The 18342-nt window shown below is 37.6% G+C and carries 15 protein-coding genes; 7 read left to right on the top strand and 8 right to left on the bottom strand.

Annotated elements, in window-relative coordinates:
* Positions 1 to 71: 71 nt before the first annotated feature.
* The 3 genes from ACFS6I_RS07015 (at position 72) to ACFS6I_RS07005 (ending at position 6056) form a co-directional block, all read left to right on the top strand.
* A complete protein-coding gene (locus ACFS6I_RS07015; protein WP_132773594.1) occupies positions 72 to 3320 on the top strand; it encodes a SusC/RagA family TonB-linked outer membrane protein in 3249 nt (1082 codons plus the stop codon).
* A 67-nt stretch (positions 3321 to 3387) separates the two neighbouring features.
* Positions 3388 to 5157, top strand: a complete 1770-nt coding sequence (locus tag ACFS6I_RS07010; RefSeq protein ID WP_380919124.1) for a RagB/SusD family nutrient uptake outer membrane protein — start codon at positions 3388 to 3390, stop codon at positions 5155 to 5157.
* Positions 5158 to 5201: 44 nt separating this feature from the next.
* Positions 5202 to 6056, top strand: coding sequence for an endonuclease/exonuclease/phosphatase family protein (locus ACFS6I_RS07005; RefSeq protein ID WP_380919122.1), 855 nt, complete (start codon positions 5202 to 5204; stop codon positions 6054 to 6056).
* 69 nt (positions 6057 to 6125) lie between these two features.
* Here ACFS6I_RS07005 and ACFS6I_RS07000 read toward each other — a convergent pair whose 3' ends face one another.
* Positions 6126 to 6365 carry a helix-turn-helix domain-containing protein gene (locus tag ACFS6I_RS07000; protein WP_380919120.1) on the bottom strand — a complete coding sequence of 80 codons (240 nt, stop codon included), beginning with the start codon at positions 6363 to 6365 and terminating at the stop codon, positions 6126 to 6128.
* A 175-nt stretch (positions 6366 to 6540) separates the two neighbouring features.
* Here ACFS6I_RS07000 and ACFS6I_RS06995 point away from each other — a divergent pair, with 175 nt between their 5' ends.
* Positions 6541 to 7236: an alpha-ketoglutarate-dependent dioxygenase AlkB family protein gene (locus tag ACFS6I_RS06995; RefSeq protein WP_380919118.1), complete on the top strand. Its 696-nt coding sequence runs from the start codon at positions 6541 to 6543 to the stop codon at positions 7234 to 7236.
* 96 nt (positions 7237 to 7332) lie between these two features.
* On the opposite strand, the gene ACFS6I_RS06990 is transcribed toward ACFS6I_RS06995, so the two are convergent.
* The 7 genes from ACFS6I_RS06990 to ACFS6I_RS06960 form a co-directional block, all read right to left on the bottom strand.
* The gene (locus ACFS6I_RS06990) at positions 7333 to 8301 is read right to left on the bottom strand and encodes an ROK family protein (RefSeq protein WP_132773587.1); all 969 of its coding nucleotides are present in this window, start codon (positions 8299 to 8301) and stop codon (positions 7333 to 7335) included.
* Between the two features lie 170 nt (positions 8302 to 8471).
* On the bottom strand, positions 8472 to 8864 hold the full coding sequence (locus ACFS6I_RS06985; protein WP_132842562.1) for a VOC family protein: 393 nt from the start codon (positions 8862 to 8864) through the stop codon (positions 8472 to 8474).
* Between the two features lie 229 nt (positions 8865 to 9093).
* Positions 9094 to 9897, bottom strand: coding sequence for a hypothetical protein (locus ACFS6I_RS06980; RefSeq protein ID WP_380919115.1), 804 nt, complete (start codon positions 9895 to 9897; stop codon positions 9094 to 9096).
* A 191-nt stretch (positions 9898 to 10088) separates the two neighbouring features.
* Entirely contained in the window at positions 10089 to 10862 is a 774-nt protein-coding gene (locus tag ACFS6I_RS06975; protein WP_380919113.1) for an alpha/beta fold hydrolase, read from the bottom strand.
* A 1-nt stretch (position 10863) separates the two neighbouring features.
* Entirely contained in the window at positions 10864 to 11388 is a 525-nt protein-coding gene (locus ACFS6I_RS06970; protein WP_132842558.1) for a DinB family protein, read from the bottom strand.
* Between the two features lie 125 nt (positions 11389 to 11513).
* Positions 11514 to 13025 (bottom strand): NAD(P)H-hydrate dehydratase, encoded by a 1512-nt coding sequence (locus ACFS6I_RS06965; protein ID WP_380919111.1) that lies wholly within the window; start codon positions 13023 to 13025, stop codon positions 11514 to 11516.
* A 32-nt stretch (positions 13026 to 13057) separates the two neighbouring features.
* A complete protein-coding gene (locus tag ACFS6I_RS06960) occupies positions 13058 to 13552 on the bottom strand; it encodes a hypothetical protein (protein WP_380919109.1) in 495 nt (164 codons plus the stop codon).
* A 304-nt stretch (positions 13553 to 13856) separates the two neighbouring features.
* Between ACFS6I_RS06960 and ACFS6I_RS06955 the strand changes: the two genes are divergently transcribed.
* From ACFS6I_RS06955 to ACFS6I_RS06945, 3 genes are all read left to right on the top strand, one after another.
* Complete coding sequence (locus ACFS6I_RS06955; protein ID WP_380919107.1) at positions 13857 to 15209, top strand: WG repeat-containing protein; 1353 nt, start codon at positions 13857 to 13859, stop codon at positions 15207 to 15209.
* Between the two features lie 150 nt (positions 15210 to 15359).
* Positions 15360 to 17612 (top strand): tetratricopeptide repeat-containing sensor histidine kinase, encoded by a 2253-nt coding sequence (locus ACFS6I_RS06950; RefSeq protein WP_380919106.1) that lies wholly within the window; start codon positions 15360 to 15362, stop codon positions 17610 to 17612.
* A gap of 5 nt (positions 17613 to 17617) precedes the next feature.
* Complete coding sequence (locus ACFS6I_RS06945; protein ID WP_380919104.1) at positions 17618 to 18247, top strand: response regulator; 630 nt, start codon at positions 17618 to 17620, stop codon at positions 18245 to 18247.
* Positions 18248 to 18342 lie beyond the last annotated feature (95 nt).

Below are 18342 nucleotides of genomic sequence, written 5' to 3'. Positions count from 1 at the left end.
ATTCATTTGGATAAACCATACATAATTAATGTATTACCTGAAATCATATTGACTAATTTTTTAAAATAAACATGAAAATTAACGAACACCTAAAAAAACGAGCATTGATTTTCGCACTGGGGAGTATTGTGCTTACATCTCCGCTGTACGGGCAACAAAAAGGTCGTGTAAAAGGAACTGTCGTCAGCCAAACAGGCTCGCTCCTGTCTGGTGTAACTGTTACGGTCACCGATTCTCTGAACAAAGTGATCACCAATACCGCCACAGATGCTAAGGGACTATTTCTATTTGAATCCCTTGAAGCTGGTAAATCGTATAACATTCGATTTTCAATCGTCGGTTATGGAAACAAAGAAGAAAATAATTTTATTGTTAAACCTGCGGACAATAACTCCATTTTGATCCGAATGGAAGAAGGTTCTTCTCAACTGGACGAGGTTGTTGTTGTGGGTTACGGTACACAAAAAAAAGCTAATCTTACTGGAGCTGTCGATATGGTCGGCAAAGAAGTGTTTGAAGGACGCATGGCTGCTAATGCAACGCAAATGCTACAAGGTGCTGTTCCAAATTTAAATATCAATCTGGCCGATGGCAAACCGAGTCGTTCAGCGAGTTTTAACATACGCGGCACGACTTCCATTGGTCAAGGTGGAGCTGCTCTTGTTCTGATTGATGGTGTGGAAGGTGATCCTGCAAATTTAAACCCGGATGACATTGAGTCTGTATCTGTTTTAAAAGATGCTTCATCGGCTGCGATATATGGATCGAGGGGAACTTTTGGCGTAGTACTTATCAGTACAAAAAAAGCAAAACAGGGTCGCACTTCTGTCAATTATTCAGGCTCCCTCGCAAGCCAGAAGCCGACCGCAACTCCTCAATTTGTAACGGACGGCTATACCTATGCATCCCATTTTTCGGAGGCTTACAATTCCTGGAATAATTATTCATCAATTCCGAGTAAGATGAACAAGACACAACCTTTTTCACTGGCGTGGCTGGAAGAATTCAAAAGACGCAATGATGCCGGTATTCAAGAACAGGTAACTGTAGATGGTAATGGAAACTATGTGTACTATGGCAATGAAGATTATTATAAGGCTTTGATCAAGGATAATACGATGGCTCAGAACCATAATATCGCGATCAATGGTTCTTCGGGAAAAACAGATTTTTACCTTTCAGGAAGATACTATGGCTACGATGGTTTATACCGCTATAATACCGATAAATTTAGAAGTCTTAATTTAAGAGCAAAGGGAGGCATTCAGGTGACTAACTGGTTACGTATTGCTAATAATTTAGACTATTCGGCCAAAAAGTACCATATCCCAATGACTGTTGGTGAAGGAGGAAATATTCTGCGTAACATCGCCGATGAAGGCCATCCGACCTCTCCTATCTTCAATCCTGATGGAACACTTTCATATTCTGCGGCGTATTCTGTAGGTGATTTTATCATGAGTAAAAATGGTAAAGATACCGATGATGGCCTATTGCGTAATACAACAAGTTTTGAAACCAAATTTTTCAACAACACGTTCAGAGTAAAGGGAGATTTCACTTTTATGAATAAGGATGATGTGGCGACAAGAATACGTATTCCTATTCCCTATAGTATAAAGGAAGGTGAGATCCTTCAGCTGGCAACCCAGTATAATGATATATCAAAGTATGTGCTTCAAGAACGTAACTTATTTACAAATATCTATGCGGAGTATGAGAATACGTTTAAACAGAATCACTACTTTAAAGGGTTAATTGGGTATAACTATGAGCAAAAGGTAAGAGAAAGTGTTGATGTTTCTAAAAATGGACTATTAACCAATGATGTCAGCAATATTAATCTTGCTCTTGGGGATGCCATTACTGCTTCTGGTAATTATGAAAAATACCGGATCGCAGGATTATTTTTTAGAGCTAACTATGCTTACAAAGACCGCTATCTGTTTGAAGTGAACGGTCGTTATGATGGCTCTTCCAAATTCCCGATAGGTTCGCAATGGGCGTTCTTCCCTTCTGCTTCTTTGGGCTGGAGAGCATCGCAGGAAGATTTTTGGTCTGTAAATCCTGAAATTATCTCAGATTTGAAATTTCGAGGCTCCTACGGCTCTTTAGGGAATGGTAATATTAAATCCTATTCCTTTTTACAGATTTATAACATCAGTACTTCTGACCGTATCATAAACGGTGAGCGGCCACGCTATACGCAGCAACCGGTAGTACTGCCCGATCAGCTAACCTGGGAAACGGCGACCACTGCCAATTTTGGGGTGGATATGAGTTTCTTAAATGGTAAACTGCAATTGGTAGCCGATATGTATACACGTAAAACAACTGATATGTTTACTGTAGGCATGACATTGCCGGATATATTTGGTGCTACATCTCCTAAAGGTAACTATGCTGATATGACCACAAATGGTTATGAACTTACACTTTCTTACAACAATCGATTTGATGTGGCGGGTAAATCATTGCGCTATAGTATTAGAGGAACCTTAGCTGACTATAAATCTAAAATCGATAAATACAATAATCTAACGGGTACGTTAGGCGATTACTATGCCGGTCAAACAGTCGGTGAAATCTGGGGATACGAAACTCAAGGTCTGTTCCAATCGCAAGCGGAGATTGACAATGCCGCAAAGCAGATTTTAATCAAATCGTCTAGTGCTGGTATTGTTTATCCAGGCGATGTCCGTTTTGCAGATCTAAACGGTGACGGGAAGATCGATTACGGCACCAATACATTAGATAATCATGGTGATAAAAAAATCATCGGTAATAAGGATCCCCGGTATATCTATGGATTTAACTTTAATGCGGACTGGAACGGCATATCATTGTCCACATTTTTTCAGGGAGTAGGCCGTCAAAACTGGTATCCAAGCAATGAATCAATTTTCTGGGGACAATATAATAGACCGTACAATAATCTGCCGGAATGGCACTTAAATAACTACTGGACTGAGGACAACAAAGGTGCTTACCTACCCCGCTACGCTGGCTATAACCAGTCTATCAAAGAAACGCCTCAAACACGTTACTTACAAAATGTGGGTTACATTAGACTGAAAAATATTCAAGTTGGATATAGTCTTCCTAAATCTATCGTATCACGATGGGGCTTTCAGGATATAAAAGCTTCGCTATCGGGTGAAAACCTATGGAGCTGGTCACCGTTCTATAAACATACACGCGATCTGGATGTAAGCAATATCGGTTCATCCGACCCGGATATCAGCGACAGCAATGCTGGTGATGGCTTCAACTATCCGACCATGAAATCAATCAGCTTAGGTATATCAGTCACTTTTTAACATTTATGATTAGAAAGATGCTTCTGGATAATCAGAAGCATTATGCAACGATTAAGAAAAAACACACATGAAAAAGATATTCTATTTATTAAGTATACTGGCTTTATGCAGCAGCTGTGAGCTAAATGAATTTCCGGAATCGTCAGCCTTAGAAGAAGACGTATTTGGAACCGAGGGAGGACTCCGTCGCTATTCGATCTCATTTTACAATGATCTGCCTTCTTCTTCTGATGCCTACAGATTGGACCAGATGTCTGATTATGGTGCTGTCAATAACCTCGACAATTTTTTAAAATTGAATGCCTATACGGCACAGACAAGTTCTGGATGGGATTGGAAGAACCTTAGAAATATCAATCATTTTTTAGCAAGCAATAACCGGTCAAACGTATCGGAAACAAGTCGTAACCATTACAATGGTGTTGCTCGCTTTTTTAGAGCATACTTTTACTATAAAATGGTCACTCGTTTCGGCGATGTGCCCTGGGTGGATAAGGCTCTTTCAATTACTGACAACGATATCTTATATGGGGACCGCGGAGACCGTACTGTAGTGATGGATCATATCTTGGCAGATCTGGATTATGCCTACGCGAATATACAGACCAGCTCCTCTACAGACGGTTCGGAGATCACGAAATGGACTGCTCTGGGACTGAAAACAAGAATTGCACTTTTTGAAGCTTCATTTCGTAAATACCATACTGAGCTAGGCTTAGCATCAACTGCAAACAAATATTATAAACAGGTGGTGGATGCCGCTCAGGAACTGATGACAAAGGGACCGCACAGTATCTATACCGCTAAAGGTCCCGAACTATCGCAACGTCAACTTTTTGTCAGTGATGCTGCAGTTACTCAAGAGGTCATGCTAGCTATTGCTTTTAATAAGAACCTGGCCATCCTAAGTTCTGCGAACTGGTATTGGACTTCTCCGACTTATGGCCCACGTTATAGTTTTGTAAGACCGTTTATCAATACGATATTAAACCGAGATGGTACACCGTATACGAATAGAACGGGGTACAATACACAAGAGTTTTATGATGAGTGTCAAAATAGAGATTACCGCTTATCTCAGCTTATCCGTACCCCAGGCTATAAAATAGATGGAAAACCAGCAGCACCAAATTTTAATGGTTACTCGTACACAGGTTATCAGCCAATAAAATATACACTTGATGAAAGTAAATATGATAATGGACAGCTAAATACGAATGCTATTCCATTGATGCGCTATGCAGAAGTACTGCTTAATTATGCTGAGGCACGTGCCGAATTGGGTGAAATTACAGATGGCGACTGGCAAAAAACTATTGGTGCACTACGTTCGCGTGCAGGTATTACAGGAGGTACCTCGCAATTACCGACAGTGATTGATACTTACATCAAAGAAAAATTCTTTAAAGATATCGACAACCCTGTACTGCTAGAAATAAGACGTGAAAGACAAGTTGAACTGGCGCTTGAAGGTTTTAGATTTAATGATCTAAAAAGATGGAATGCGGGTCATATCATGGCTTCTTTAGAATGGTCCGGTATCTATATTCCGGAATTGGACAAACCGATGGATCTGGATCGCGACGGCACTGTAGATGTTATCTTCTATGATGGCAATAATAAAGGTCCTTCGGTAACGGTTGGCGCCAAAGTTGCAAAAATAGCTATTGGTGGACCAGCGACTAACTACCAGACGTTAACTGCAGATAAACATCTGGAGTGGTTTAAAGCGCAAACACGTACCTGGTATGATGACGGCAGACAGTACTACTATCCAATACCAAGCAATGCGATTGTTTTAAACAAAAATTTGAAAAATTATCCTTTCTGGCAATAGTATGTCTGCTGCTTAACCTAGTAATATGAATATTTAGAAAAAATATGAAAACACGCTATATCAAAACCATGATCTGCCTCATGATTTCGGCAGTTACATTAACTGCTCAGGCTCAAAAAATGCGCGTGGCGACGTATAATCTTCGCTATGATACGCCTAATGATAGTCTGGACCGCTGGCAAAACAGAGTGACTCCGATCGCACAATTAATCCAATTTCATGAATTTGATATCTTTGGGACGCAAGAAGCATTGAAGAATCAACTGGATGACCTTAGTAAGCAACTTCCTCAATTTCAGCGTTATGGACTAGGACGAGATGACGGTAAAGCTGCGGGCGAGCATGCGGCAATTTACTATAAAAAGGACCGTTTTGAGCTGGTCAGTAAAGGCGACTTTTGGTTATCTGAAACGCCAGATAGACCGAGTCTAGGATGGGACGCGCCATTCAACATCAGAATATGTACATGGATACAGCTAAAAGATAAAGATTCTAAAAAGTCGTTCTTCCTCTTCAATGCTCATTACGACCATCGCGGAATATTAGCCCGCAAAGAATCGAGCTTGTTAATATTAAAAAAGATTACTGAAATCGCAAAAGAACAGCCAGTTATACTTATGGGTGATTTTAATGGCGATAGCAATTCTGAATGGTATAAGAGTTTAGCGACATCTGATTTATTGAAAGATACTTATCATATGGTAAGCATGCCCTATGCTTTAAATGGAAGCTCCAATGGTTTTCGGACAGGTGAAAAGTTCCCTGTTCATAATACAATCATTGATCATATTTTTGTATCCAAACACTTCAAAGGTCATAAATGGGGAATTTTGACAGATACTTATTCCGGTAAATTTCCTTCAGACCATTTCCCTGTACTTACTGTACTGGAACTCTAATGATACATTTTAAGCTAAAAAGCTGTACTACCTAAAAAATAGTACGGCTTTTTTGCGATATAAATTATTCTAACTATTTTCAATTAGCACTGTTTTTTGATTCAAATTCTTCAAATCTACCGTAATCAGTGTATCGATACTGATCTGATGATATTGACATAACTTCAATAAGACTTCTATCGGAGGCTCTGAGAGGGCTTCCTCGTACTTCGCGTACCTAGCGCGTGTAATGGTTAAGTCTGCTGCTATCTCGCGCTGTGATATCCCTTTTTGTGCTCTTAAATACTTCAAGTTTTTTGACAACATCATACTGCTAATATTTATAGCTTCAAATTTAATAAAAATACTAATATAATTAGTATTTTTGTTGTGTCATATTTTAATAAGCATAATAGGAACACTACTATATATAAATCCGAAGAGCCAACTGCTATTTTTTGAAAACCAAAAAACTTACAATTGCAGACTCTAAAGTTTATAGTAAATGAATAAAACACCTATTGACTGTTACCACTTTACTAAAACATATACGATGAATTTATTTAATGACACTGAAATATTCGCACCTGGCCATGGAGGTAAGGTTGTATTCGATCTACCTGATACGGAACTCATGCTAATTGATTCTTTTTTTTCAAAGGAAGAATCGGACCATTACTACAATACTTTGCTCCATACTACGAAATGGCGCGAATATGAAATGGAGATCTTTGATAAAACAGTTAAAGCGCCACGCATGATCGCTTGGTATGAGGATAAAAGCAATTTGGGTGCTGATCCCGCAGGTCCTGACTGGACCACAGCACTATTAGCCATCCGAAAACGAGTGGAAGAAGAAACTGGTTTAAGCTTTAATGCTGTTTTGCTCAACCACTACCGTAACGGGAAAGATGGTGTTGCGTGGCATAGTGATCATACTGATAAGTCTGGTCCTAATCCTGTGATTGCATCGGTCAGTTTTGGGGAAACACGTTTATTCCGACTACGTCATAAATTTCTAAAGGATATAAAGCAGATCGAAATTCCTCTGCATCATGGGTCTTTCCTGCTGATGGCTGGTACGACAAACAGTTGCTGGCAGCACCAGGTACCTAAAACAGCTCGGCAAATCCTGCCCAGAATAAATCTGACCTTTAGAATGGTCTGCCGTGCTAATACTCGTGACGATGTGGTTTTATAGGAGTGTCCGGTTGTTAAAATTTAATTTACATTAAAATCCATCAACCGGACACTGTTTATGAAAACGATCGTCTTAAAAGACGAGTTTTATTTTCTTTTATTGTTCCCAAACGAGTGCACTTGCACCTAAAATTGCGGCATCTGCTTCAGGAAGCTCACTAAATACCAATCTCACTTTATCTCTAAAGATGGGAAGTAGGTTTCTTTCCATATGTAATTTTGCAGGCTTGAGAATAAAGTCTCCGGCTTGAATAACTCCGCCAAACAATAAGATCGCCTCAGGAGATGAAAACATCACAAAATTAGCTAATGCTTCACCCAGCTTCTGTCCTGTATAGCGGAATACTTCAATAGCAATTGGATCTTCTTTTATGGCACACTCGTAAACTGTTTTAGAATTGATTGATTCTTCTGGATATTGATTGAGCATAGAACTTGGAAATTCTGCTCTCATTTTCTTTGCTGTAATGGCTATGCCGGTAGCAGATGCATAGGCTTCCAGACTTCCTTCCGAACCTGTACTCCAGTGTTTTCTACCTCCTGGTTTTACAATGGTATGTCCTAACTCTCCCGCAAAACCATCATGTCCATAGATTACATTTCCATTGGCAACGATTCCGCTTCCTACACCTGTTCCTAAAGTAATCATGATAAAATCTTTCATACCACGTGCTGCTCCGAAAAGCATCTCTCCCAAAGCTGCCGCATTCGCATCGTTGGTAATGGTACACTCCATACCAAATTTATTTTCCATAAGTTCGGCAAAAGGAATTACACCTTTCCAAGGTAAATTAGGAGCTAATTCTACCGTACCAGTATAGTAATTACCGTTAGGTACACCGAGACCAATTCCATCAAAGTTTTTCACTGTACCGTATTTCTCGATAAGTGGAGAAACCTGAAGATATAATGCATCAATAAAATCTTCTATTTTCTTATATTCATCTGTTCTTAGGGATCCTTTTTCTAGAACTTCCCCGCGATGATTTACCACTCCGAATTTCGTATTGGTTCCACCAATATCGATTCCGAGAGCGACTCGTCTTGACAAGTTTGTTAACGCCATTTCTCTGTTTAATATGCTAAATCGCTAAAACTATAAAAAAAAATGTATAAATGCGCTATTTAAAAATACTTAATCGATCTTAATGTGTGCTTTATGGAGAGAAAAATGCACTAAAAAGGCATCGTTACTCGATAATAAACGGATATATATTTTTACAAAAAAGTTTCTGGCTAAGGTAACGGAGTACATAATTCAATTAGAAAACCATCTAAATCTCTCACATATGAAACGGTCTGTCCCCAAGGCTTGACTGTAGGCTGTTCAACAATAATTCCATTATACTCCCATACTTTGTCTACTAGATCTTCAACATTATCCGTGATAACGCCCAATTCTATTCCAAAAGGTTTCGCTAAACGAGAACTTTCCTGATATCCTGCACTCAAATTAGTCTGTGCTAAACTGTGTTTGGCAAATGAAATGGTGGTTTCTCCTGTTATTAATTCGCCGTAGTCTTTTTCAGGTGTTATAAATTTTCGTACAAAGCCAAATACTTGTTCATAAAACTGAATGGCCCGTGTCACATCGGACACATATAAGATAGTATATTTAAATTTGATCATTTTTAACTGTTTTGTTTCTTCAAAATTTTACCGTTTTTATTTTCGCTATATCAATTTGACGTTGTATCAGGTTACTGGAAATAGACAAGTTCGTCGTCTTACTATGTTTTAGCTAACACAAAAATAAGTCTGTCAATGACAACAGTATGTCAGTAAACCTTATTAAAATACAATAAAAATAAAAAAGCCTTGTCGAAGTGATCAAGGCTTTTTATAGTTCAATTACAGCTTAATCGGTTCTACTATTGTCAAGTGCTCCTGCTGCTGCACCTAAAGCCACCACCCCTCCTAACAGCAAAGCATTTTCACCTTTTACTTTCTTATAAGCCATTAGATCACCTTGTTTTGTATAATACTCAAGTACATTATTTAATGATGTACTAGTCTGAAATAATGTTTCAGCATAAAATTTTTGTTCTGTAGTTCTGAAAGTAGCCTCGCCATTATTCAACACAGAATAGCTCAAAAAACTGCTCAGGATATAAGGCGAATTCTGTATGTTAAACTTGGCTTGTTGAACATTATATGTTCCACCGTTCATGCCATACCGCACAACCTTTTCTTTTTTTGCTTGGGATACCGATTTCTTTACATCATCGCGAAGATCAAAAAACCTTCCCTCGACAAACGCATGAGGTGGTATTAATAAAATATCTTTAGGTAATGTTGCTGTGCCGTTAAAATATCCATGAATAATATCCTCACTAAAAGCGGAAACATTCTGATTCACATTACCTTTTAAATCTATCTGGTTATTAGCGTAACTAAGGGCCTTACCGTTGATTACTAGTGCAGAATTTTTCAAGTTCCACATGATTGGATGATCTAATTTATTTTCAACCTTAACATATACTTTACCATCCTTCCCTGCAAAAGAGTATTGAACAGCCAAAGTGTCATTTGTGTATAAGAAAGTTCCTTGGTCTTTTTCTTTAATCGTATTGGTGGTATTAACAGTCATCAGGTAATTTGAAGAACAAGCTGACAAGAATAAAGCAGTGCAGAGCGGAATAAATGATTTGTACATCTTCATTTTCAATATTGGTTAATTTAGTAATGGGTTCTTAGCGCGATAAACTTTGAAAGTTTCGTCTGTGATACTCTAAGATATTACAAATATTTAAAAATAAAGTAGCCCTATAACCTATATTTCACTTTATTAATTACCTACTGACCCTAACAAGCTGTAAAGGTTGCATTTAAATTGACCCAGGAACATGTAAATTATTCTAAAAATCTTGCGATCTGTGATACCGTAAATGTGATTAATTCTTCATCTACTATCCCTGATTCATCGGCCATCATATACCCGCCGTGGGTGGCAGGAAGTATGCATAATCTTGCATCAGGGAGCAACTGACAGATGGTTGCGGCATGTTTGACTGTAACAACATCGCGATCTCCATAAATGAGCAGAACAGGATTTTTAATATGCTGCATATCACGATCTTTCCAGTCTTCAAAATGGATCATCCGCTGACTGTCTTTTTGAAACATATTATGCAACTCATCTATATTCGAATTTAGTTTCAGAAAGTTCTCTTTCAGATAGGTCGGCATATTATCAATTGTGGCCTGTTCCATTACTTGAAAGAAACCTGGTATCAGGCCATTTCTTTTATAAACTCCAGAGGCTGCAACGATCTTCACGACGCGATCTGGGTAAATCTTTGCTATCTCTAAGGCAGTCGTAGCACCATTGCTAAATCCAAAAAAAGAGGCTTTAGGTATTCCCAAGAGATCCAATAATGCGACAATATCCTTTGCATCCTGTTCAAAAGTTTCAGGTTCTTCCCTATGATCTGAGCGTCCGTGATTTTGCAGATCAATGCCGATCAGCAAAAAGCGTTCTTGTAACCGGATAATCGTTTCTCTAAAATCAAACTGTATAGAACCCGCCCCTCCATGAATCAAAACCAAAGGTTCACCTGCTCCATAAATTTCATGATACAGGCGAATTCCGTTTATCTCTAGGTATCCTGTTACATGTGCTTCCATGCTAATATGTGATCTTGTCATCTACACCGTAACTCATACTCGAATAATTAAGGATACGTCTCATCAATGCCATCTGCCCGCCAAGATAATCCTGCCTACCTATACACATTCCGATAAAATTGAGTTTATCTTCTGTAACAAAGGGGATATTCATTCCAATCGGAAATAATTCAGACAACTGTTCATCATTGACGGCCAATAAACTCCGGTAAACTTTAGGAGAGATTTTATGAAAACTAGCAATGAGATCGGCTAGAGTCGGGTATTGAAATTGTTCATCTAATGTCTTTCCCATATAAAACAAATCGTTATAGGGATCTGTTTCTTCCAAACCTAAAATGTTCGCTATTCCGTAACGTACATTGACAAAGTTGCCGGCCATCCAAATAATATGATTCGTTCGTCCATCGATCCGCTTCTTGGCATCCACTTCAGATATCCCAGATAACACACTTAAAAAAGTCTGTGTATGCATTCTATAAGCGGGAATAATCACTTCTAGTTTTGTTGATTTTGGCTTATCCATTGTTTATTGATTTAGTGATGGTTGACTACCATCTGTTTAATCAAAAATAAACAATAGATCATAAAGTCTCCTTGCCCTATGGCAAGAAAACAAACTATCGTATGCCATCTAAGTCTTGGACTAGTTTACAGTGTCGCAAGTTCTAATTCAAGAAACGCTTGTGGTAAATACTGAATAATATCTGAGGGAAGAAGACTATAAGTACCGATGGTCTTAACTGCCAAATCTGCGGCCTTTCCATGTAAATATACACCCATGATTAACGCTTCGTTTGCAAGATATCCCTGTCCAAGCAATGCAGTTATAATCCCTGTTAATACATCGCCGCTGCCCCCAGTTGCCATCCCTACATTGCCTGTACTATTAAAGTAGCACTTACCGTCGCTCATCACCATTGCACTATTTGCTCCTTTTATCAATATATTGACCTGATATTTAGTTGCAAATTCTTTTACTTTTTCTAATTTATCCCAATCGTCTATCCACGCTCCTATAATCCGATTCAGTTCTTTTGGATGTGGAGTCAGAATGGTGTTTTTCGGTATAAAGTTCCATAATTCAGGATTTTTTGACATCATATTTAAGCCGTCAGCATCAATAATCAATGGCGTTTGGATTCCTCTACTTATGTAATCTATCCAGGCTACACTTGTTTCTGCTGCGGTTCCCATTCCTACCCCAATGCCAACAGCTTGATAATTTGCTAAGTCGGGCATGGTGGTTATCACGTCATTATGGTCATCTAATAAGACCATAGCTTCGGGCACAGCAGTCTGGATAATGATATGCCCGCAAGCAGGTACAAAGCCGGTAGCTAAACCACAGCCACTTCGCAAAGCTGCTTTTAGTGCCAGCTGGACAGATCCCATTTTTCCCTTGCTTCCCCCTATGATCATGCTATGCCCAAAAATGCCTTTATGTTCAAACTTTTTCCTTTTTCTATAGTATTTGAGTATTAACCCTTTTTCAACATAAATCAAATCGGAATTTTCTTTTTCAATAGCATTTTTACTCAATTGAATGTCCAGTACTTGAAAATCATCATAAAAAACTTGGTTCTGAGGCATTAATAATGCGAGCTTAGGCATTTGGAAAGTATATACCAAATCTGCATGAATCACAGGAGCAGTAATCGATGTTGGTCTATCTGCCAATAAGCCTGAAGGCATATCAATGGCATATACAGGAACATCAGCTTCATTGATCTGCTTGCAGATATAAGCCCATTTTCCGTCTAATTCTTCTCGAAGTCCATATCCGAAAAGACAATCTATAACAATGGTATTATCCGGGATTTGTAACTGATCTGTTTCGTTAAAAAAATGAATTTGCGCCGCGGATAATCTTGCCTGATTGCGGCTATTATCAGGCGCGTAAGTTTCGGATTTTAGGACATATACCATCACATTGGCTAAATGTGCATCTAATAAACGTGCTAATACTAATCCATCTCCGCCGTTATTTCCTTTTCCACAGATGATGGTGAAATGTTGTTTTGGGAGATCTGGGTACTTGATCTTTAATGCAGCAAAGACCGTTTGGGAAGCTCTTTCCATTAAATCTAAGCTTGTTATTTGTTGTTCGTTGCAGGTCAGTACATCTGCGTTCATCATTTGTTTTGCGGTAAGAATTTTCATATGATCCAGATATACGCTAAATATACTTGTATTTATTTAATGTTTAATTTTATAAATTCCTGATCGAGATTAATCAATTCTGGGAGTGCATAAAATGAAAAATAGGTAACACTTGCCCATTCTCTATCTTGCAAAAGTAGGCTATATGAGCGTATACAGTTTTGAATGTGATTTTGATAGAGTTTAATCCAATGACCTTCATTTTTGATGTCGTAATTTTGGAATTTTTTTTCAGCTTCTTGAGAAATGTAATCGAACTGTTTTTGATCTAGGGCAAGTGCTTTTCCTTTTATAACTTCTAGTAGCATAGGCTGGGTCTCTGTGTAGTAACGTTTGGCTCGCTTAATTGCGGAAAGCACTTTTTTATTCTTTGACTTTTGCTCTATCAGTTGGGTCATAAGTAATCCTTCGGTACGCATGAAAACAATGTTCGTCAGGATCGCTTCTTCCTGCGATACCTGCTTTAACTGCTGGGGGTTGGCATTTACAAAAGTTGCAATGAAAAAAAATAGTAAAGGTATGCGCATATGTCTCACATCTGGTCGCTTGAAATAATCTGTACAACTTTTAAACAAATTACATGCCTTTATTGTTTAGATTTTCTCTATTTCAAGTTAAAAAACTACGATTTATATCTTGATGTCGAAAAAATTAAAGCGTTACAAAATAAACAAATAGACTTCATGCTTAGGTGATGAATACATTACGAGATGGTCAAGAGTTTTTAATGATAACTAAAAAATCCCTATTCATGTTTTGCAAATGGCTGTTATCAGGGATAAAAATGGTAAAAAACAATCATGACTTTTGTGTTAGAATTACATTAATATCATGAAGAGAATAACACTAACACTAGCAACAGTGTGCTTAATGAGCTTAAGTGCCCTAGCTCAATCCAACAAGTTTTTTCGTATCGATTACGGAATAAAATCGGGAGAAAACAATGGACAGATGGATGATACGCAATTAAGAGCTTGGGTGAATCAGGATTATATGCGCATCGCTTATACGCAGGATGAAAGTCACATCGAGATAAAAGATAAGAAAAAATTAAAATCATTTATTCTAGTTCCTAACTCTCAAGAGTACTTGATGCTACAAGACGGTACCAAAAATGATTACAGTGATATCCAGATCGAATACATAAAAGGCCAAGAGAAAAATATAGCGGGATATACATGTAAACTAGCAATAATTAATATAGGAACTGATGAGGAGTCTGGCGAGGATGTAAAACTTACGGTTTATTATACTGAGCAGATCCCTAATTTATCTTGGGCGGAATTCAATTTCTTAGAAACTTTACCTGGGGCACCATTGTCAATTACGGTATCGGGAGATGGCTACATTGCAAAAAAGATCGACTCTGAGGAATTGACTCAAGAGCTATTCGAAATTCCAGAAAGTTATACTGAAATGGAAGCTGATAGTGCAGTAGGATATGGTGATCTTCAAGTTGCTGATAATCGCTATATTTTCACTAATGAAACAGGAGATTTATATGGACTAAAAGATGAAAATGATCAAGTTCTTTTACAGCCTAAGTATACTTTTATAGCACCTTTTGATGGAGACATATCTATAGTAAACAATGCAGAGGATAAATTTGGAGCGATCAACTTAGCCGGTAAAGAAATTATTACGCTACAACACGATTTTCTAAACTATTCTGACGACTCCAAAACATTCATGTACGGTGCACAAGATAAATACGGTTTATTACGTGCTGATGGAAGCGTTTTGATTAACGCAACATATGAGATGGTGAGTTTTCCGGAAAATGGGCTGATCCAATTCATGAAAAATGATAAAAGCGGTTTTATGAATGAGAAGGAGCAGGTGATCATACCAGCAGTACATGAACACATTTTCATGAGAAATAAAGACTATTTTATTACGTTCGAGGATACTTCTTATTCTTTACTCTCTATGAAAGATAATAAAAAAATAGCCGGAGGATATGAATATATGGCTTTACCTGATGAAGGAAATATTTTCTTAGCGATGAAAAATGGTAAGTATGGTTACATTGATGAAAAAGGTAAAACAATTATTCCTTTTAAATTTTCAACAGCACTTGCGTTTGATAATGGTGTAGCCATTGTCTCGGAAGATGAAGCTGGTGAAAACATATATTATATTGATACTAAAGGTCAAGAGGTTGCTGCTGTAGAGGCTGAATAATATGAGAAAACTCCCATATTTAGTAAAATAAATATGGGAGTTTTCTTGCATTTATGGGGTTTAAACAACTATTTTAATGTTTCGATCTATACATTGTTTATAAAAAATGATATCTTAGTCTCCTATATAATAGGTCCAGAATGAATGCAAATGAAGAAGAGTGCACTATATTTTACCAATAAATTGAGAGAAACTCTGCTTCTATTAATCTTGTGTTTTTTATTTAACTTTTCTTCTGCTCAAGAAGTGCTAGATAGACTAAAGGAGCAATATGATAAAGTATCTGTTACGAATCCAGAAAGATTAATTGTTGCCGGAAAATATGCAACTGCCTTATTTTTCAATCAACAAGAAGTTAAGGCCGGTCAAATCCTTAAAGATAATATCCAGATAGCAAGTCGTTTACCAGATGGAAAATATGCGGCTAATCTATATGCGATTGAGGCTATGAATTATAGAATCAGCGAGCGTATAAAAGAATCTAAAAGTAGTTTTGATAAGGCAAAAGAGTTTGCTAGCAAATCTAAAGATACAGAGATTAAGGGTTATATAAGTTATTGTGAAGGATGGCTATATACCAGAAATAATAAAGAAGGTGAAGCTGTTAGAAGTTTTTTACGCGCTATCCGTTATTTTGATCAGGCTCCCCCATCCCGTACACTTAATAGCCGTAAATCAACGACCTACAAGGAGCTAACTTCAATTTATGCGAATTGGAATGAGCATCAGCTACAGGAGAAGTATAGTCTACTTGCTTTAGATCTTGCTATTCAACAAAATGATCCCATTGCTATATTTGACGCTTATATGCTCATGGGTTATATGTATGAACAACAGTACATAAAGAACGATACTAACCACAAATTACGAGATCAGGCAGAAAAGTATTACCTCTTAGCTATTAATACGTATAACAAAAATAAGGCTACAATCCCCTTCCCATCTAATCTATCTTTTGTTGCTAATAATCTAGCTTACCTCTACTTTAGTTTTTTTCCTGATTCTTATCAAGATCAGGCAATTCAATATGCTGAGCTCGCCCTAAAGCAGGGAACAGCGACTCAACAATACACGCATGTTGCGTCTGCTTACGGTATAATGGCGGAGATCGCACTGAAAAACAAAAAACCTGAGCGTGCTAAAGCCTATTTGTTGTCGGCACTTATGGAGATTACTAAAAGTAGTGTTCCGGATCAGAACATCATCCTCAGTATTTACGAGAATCTCTCTGAAATTGCGGAACAGGAGAATAATCTTGCTGAAGCCATACGTTACCATAAAGTGTATATGGAAACATTTAAATCCATATACAATCAAGAACAATTGGAATTGGGCAAACGACTAGAAGCACAGTTTGATAAAGAAAGACAGCAACAGCAACTTATCAGAATGCAACTGGAAACGGATAAAAAAGAACAGCAGCTCCGTTTGATGCATACGGTCAGTCTGCAACAAAAACAGCAATATGAGAATTTGAAGCTGCATGAAGAAAATCAGCGAAAAGAACTTGAGCTCACACAGCTTGAATCTGAAAAAAGAACCCAGGAACTCAAGCTATCTCGTTTAGAGACACAAAATCGTGCTCAGGACATCCTCAGTTTCAAAAATGAGATTTCTTATAAAGAGAAAATAAATAAATATTATGTGGCTTTGATCTTGTTTTTTTTATTGGTTCTACTATTAATGTTATACGCATATAAACAGCGGTCCAAAAGTATGCGTCAAAATAAGGAACTGTATAATTTCTCTTTAGATAAGGAACGTCAGAATTCAAAAATATCAATATTAACTGCTATGCTTGATGGTCAGGAACAGGAACGAGGACGATTGGCCAGGGACCTTCATGATGGACTGGGAGGCCTCTTATCCACCACAAAAATAAGTTTATCTCAATTGACAAATAAAGTGGATAGTCCAATGAAAAATGATATGCAAAAATCTCTTCTGCAATTGGATACTGCTGTAGAAGAGCTAAGACGCGTAGCTCATAATCTGATGCCCGATTTGCTAAATAGATATGGTCTAAAGGAAGCATTACAAGATTACGCTGTTCGTATGTCCAATGTAGAATTGGATATTGATGTACAATTTTTACATTATTCGAATCAACTTACAAAAGATGAACAATTACTTGTTTATCGGGTAATCCAGGAGTTGGTTAATAACGCAATAAAACATGCTGACCCCAAACAAATTATCATTCAAATTGTAGAAGAAGCTGATTATTACACCATCACTGTTGAAGATGATGGAAAAGGATTTGATATTGATCAGGTTAAGGGTAATCACTCAGCAGGCCTTCATAATATACAATCGCGTATCGATTTCCTTAAAGGGAAATTTACTATACAGTCGGAAAAAGATGTGGGGACAAGTGTTGAAATTATATTTCCAAAAAAATAAAATAAATGATTAAAATAGCAATTACAGATGATCATCCTTTGCTTTCGGAAGGATTGAAAAATATCCTTTCTAAGGAAGATATGTTAGAAGTAGTGGGTTGTTATCCTGATGCATCAACCATGCATAAAGCGCTTTCGGATGGGCCTGTTGATGTACTTTTACTGGATATTAATCTTCCTGATGCCAATAGTATTGAGCTGATCAAACCGTTGCGATCCAAGTATCCTGAAATGCGTATTATAGTAATCAGTGTACATAACGAATATGCTGTTATCAATAGTGTACTGCAAGAGGGGGCCCAAGGTTATATTCAAAAAAATGCTTCTGTGGAAGAGATTGTTGCCGGAGTTGAACAGGTTATAAAAGGAAACAAATTTCTATGTTCTCAAACCAAAAATATTGTTGAAAGAAAATCAAAAGATGAACTCAAAAGTGTTCCAAAATTGACCCGTAGGGAAAAGGAAGTACTAACTGAGGCATCTTTGGGATTAACAACGGGGCAAATCGCAGAAAAACTATTTATTAGTCCGCATACTGTGGAAAGTCACCGTAAAAATTTGATTGAGAAATTTGACGCAAAAAATCTTAGTTCTGCAATTAAATTAGCGTTAGAATATGGATTGATTCGTCAATAGTAGAACTTTGATTGGTAAAACCACTAGTTTCGGGGATTGTAGAAATTGCTTCTAATCTCTAGCTTTGAGTAGACGTAAAATTGTTAAAAACCTAG

The organism is Sphingobacterium anhuiense, from assembly GCF_042686355.1.
Classification (GTDB): Bacteria; Bacteroidota; Bacteroidia; order Sphingobacteriales; family Sphingobacteriaceae; genus Sphingobacterium; species Sphingobacterium anhuiense.
Note: the sequence above shows the minus strand (reverse complement) of the source record. Positions and strands in the feature narration are given on the sequence as shown.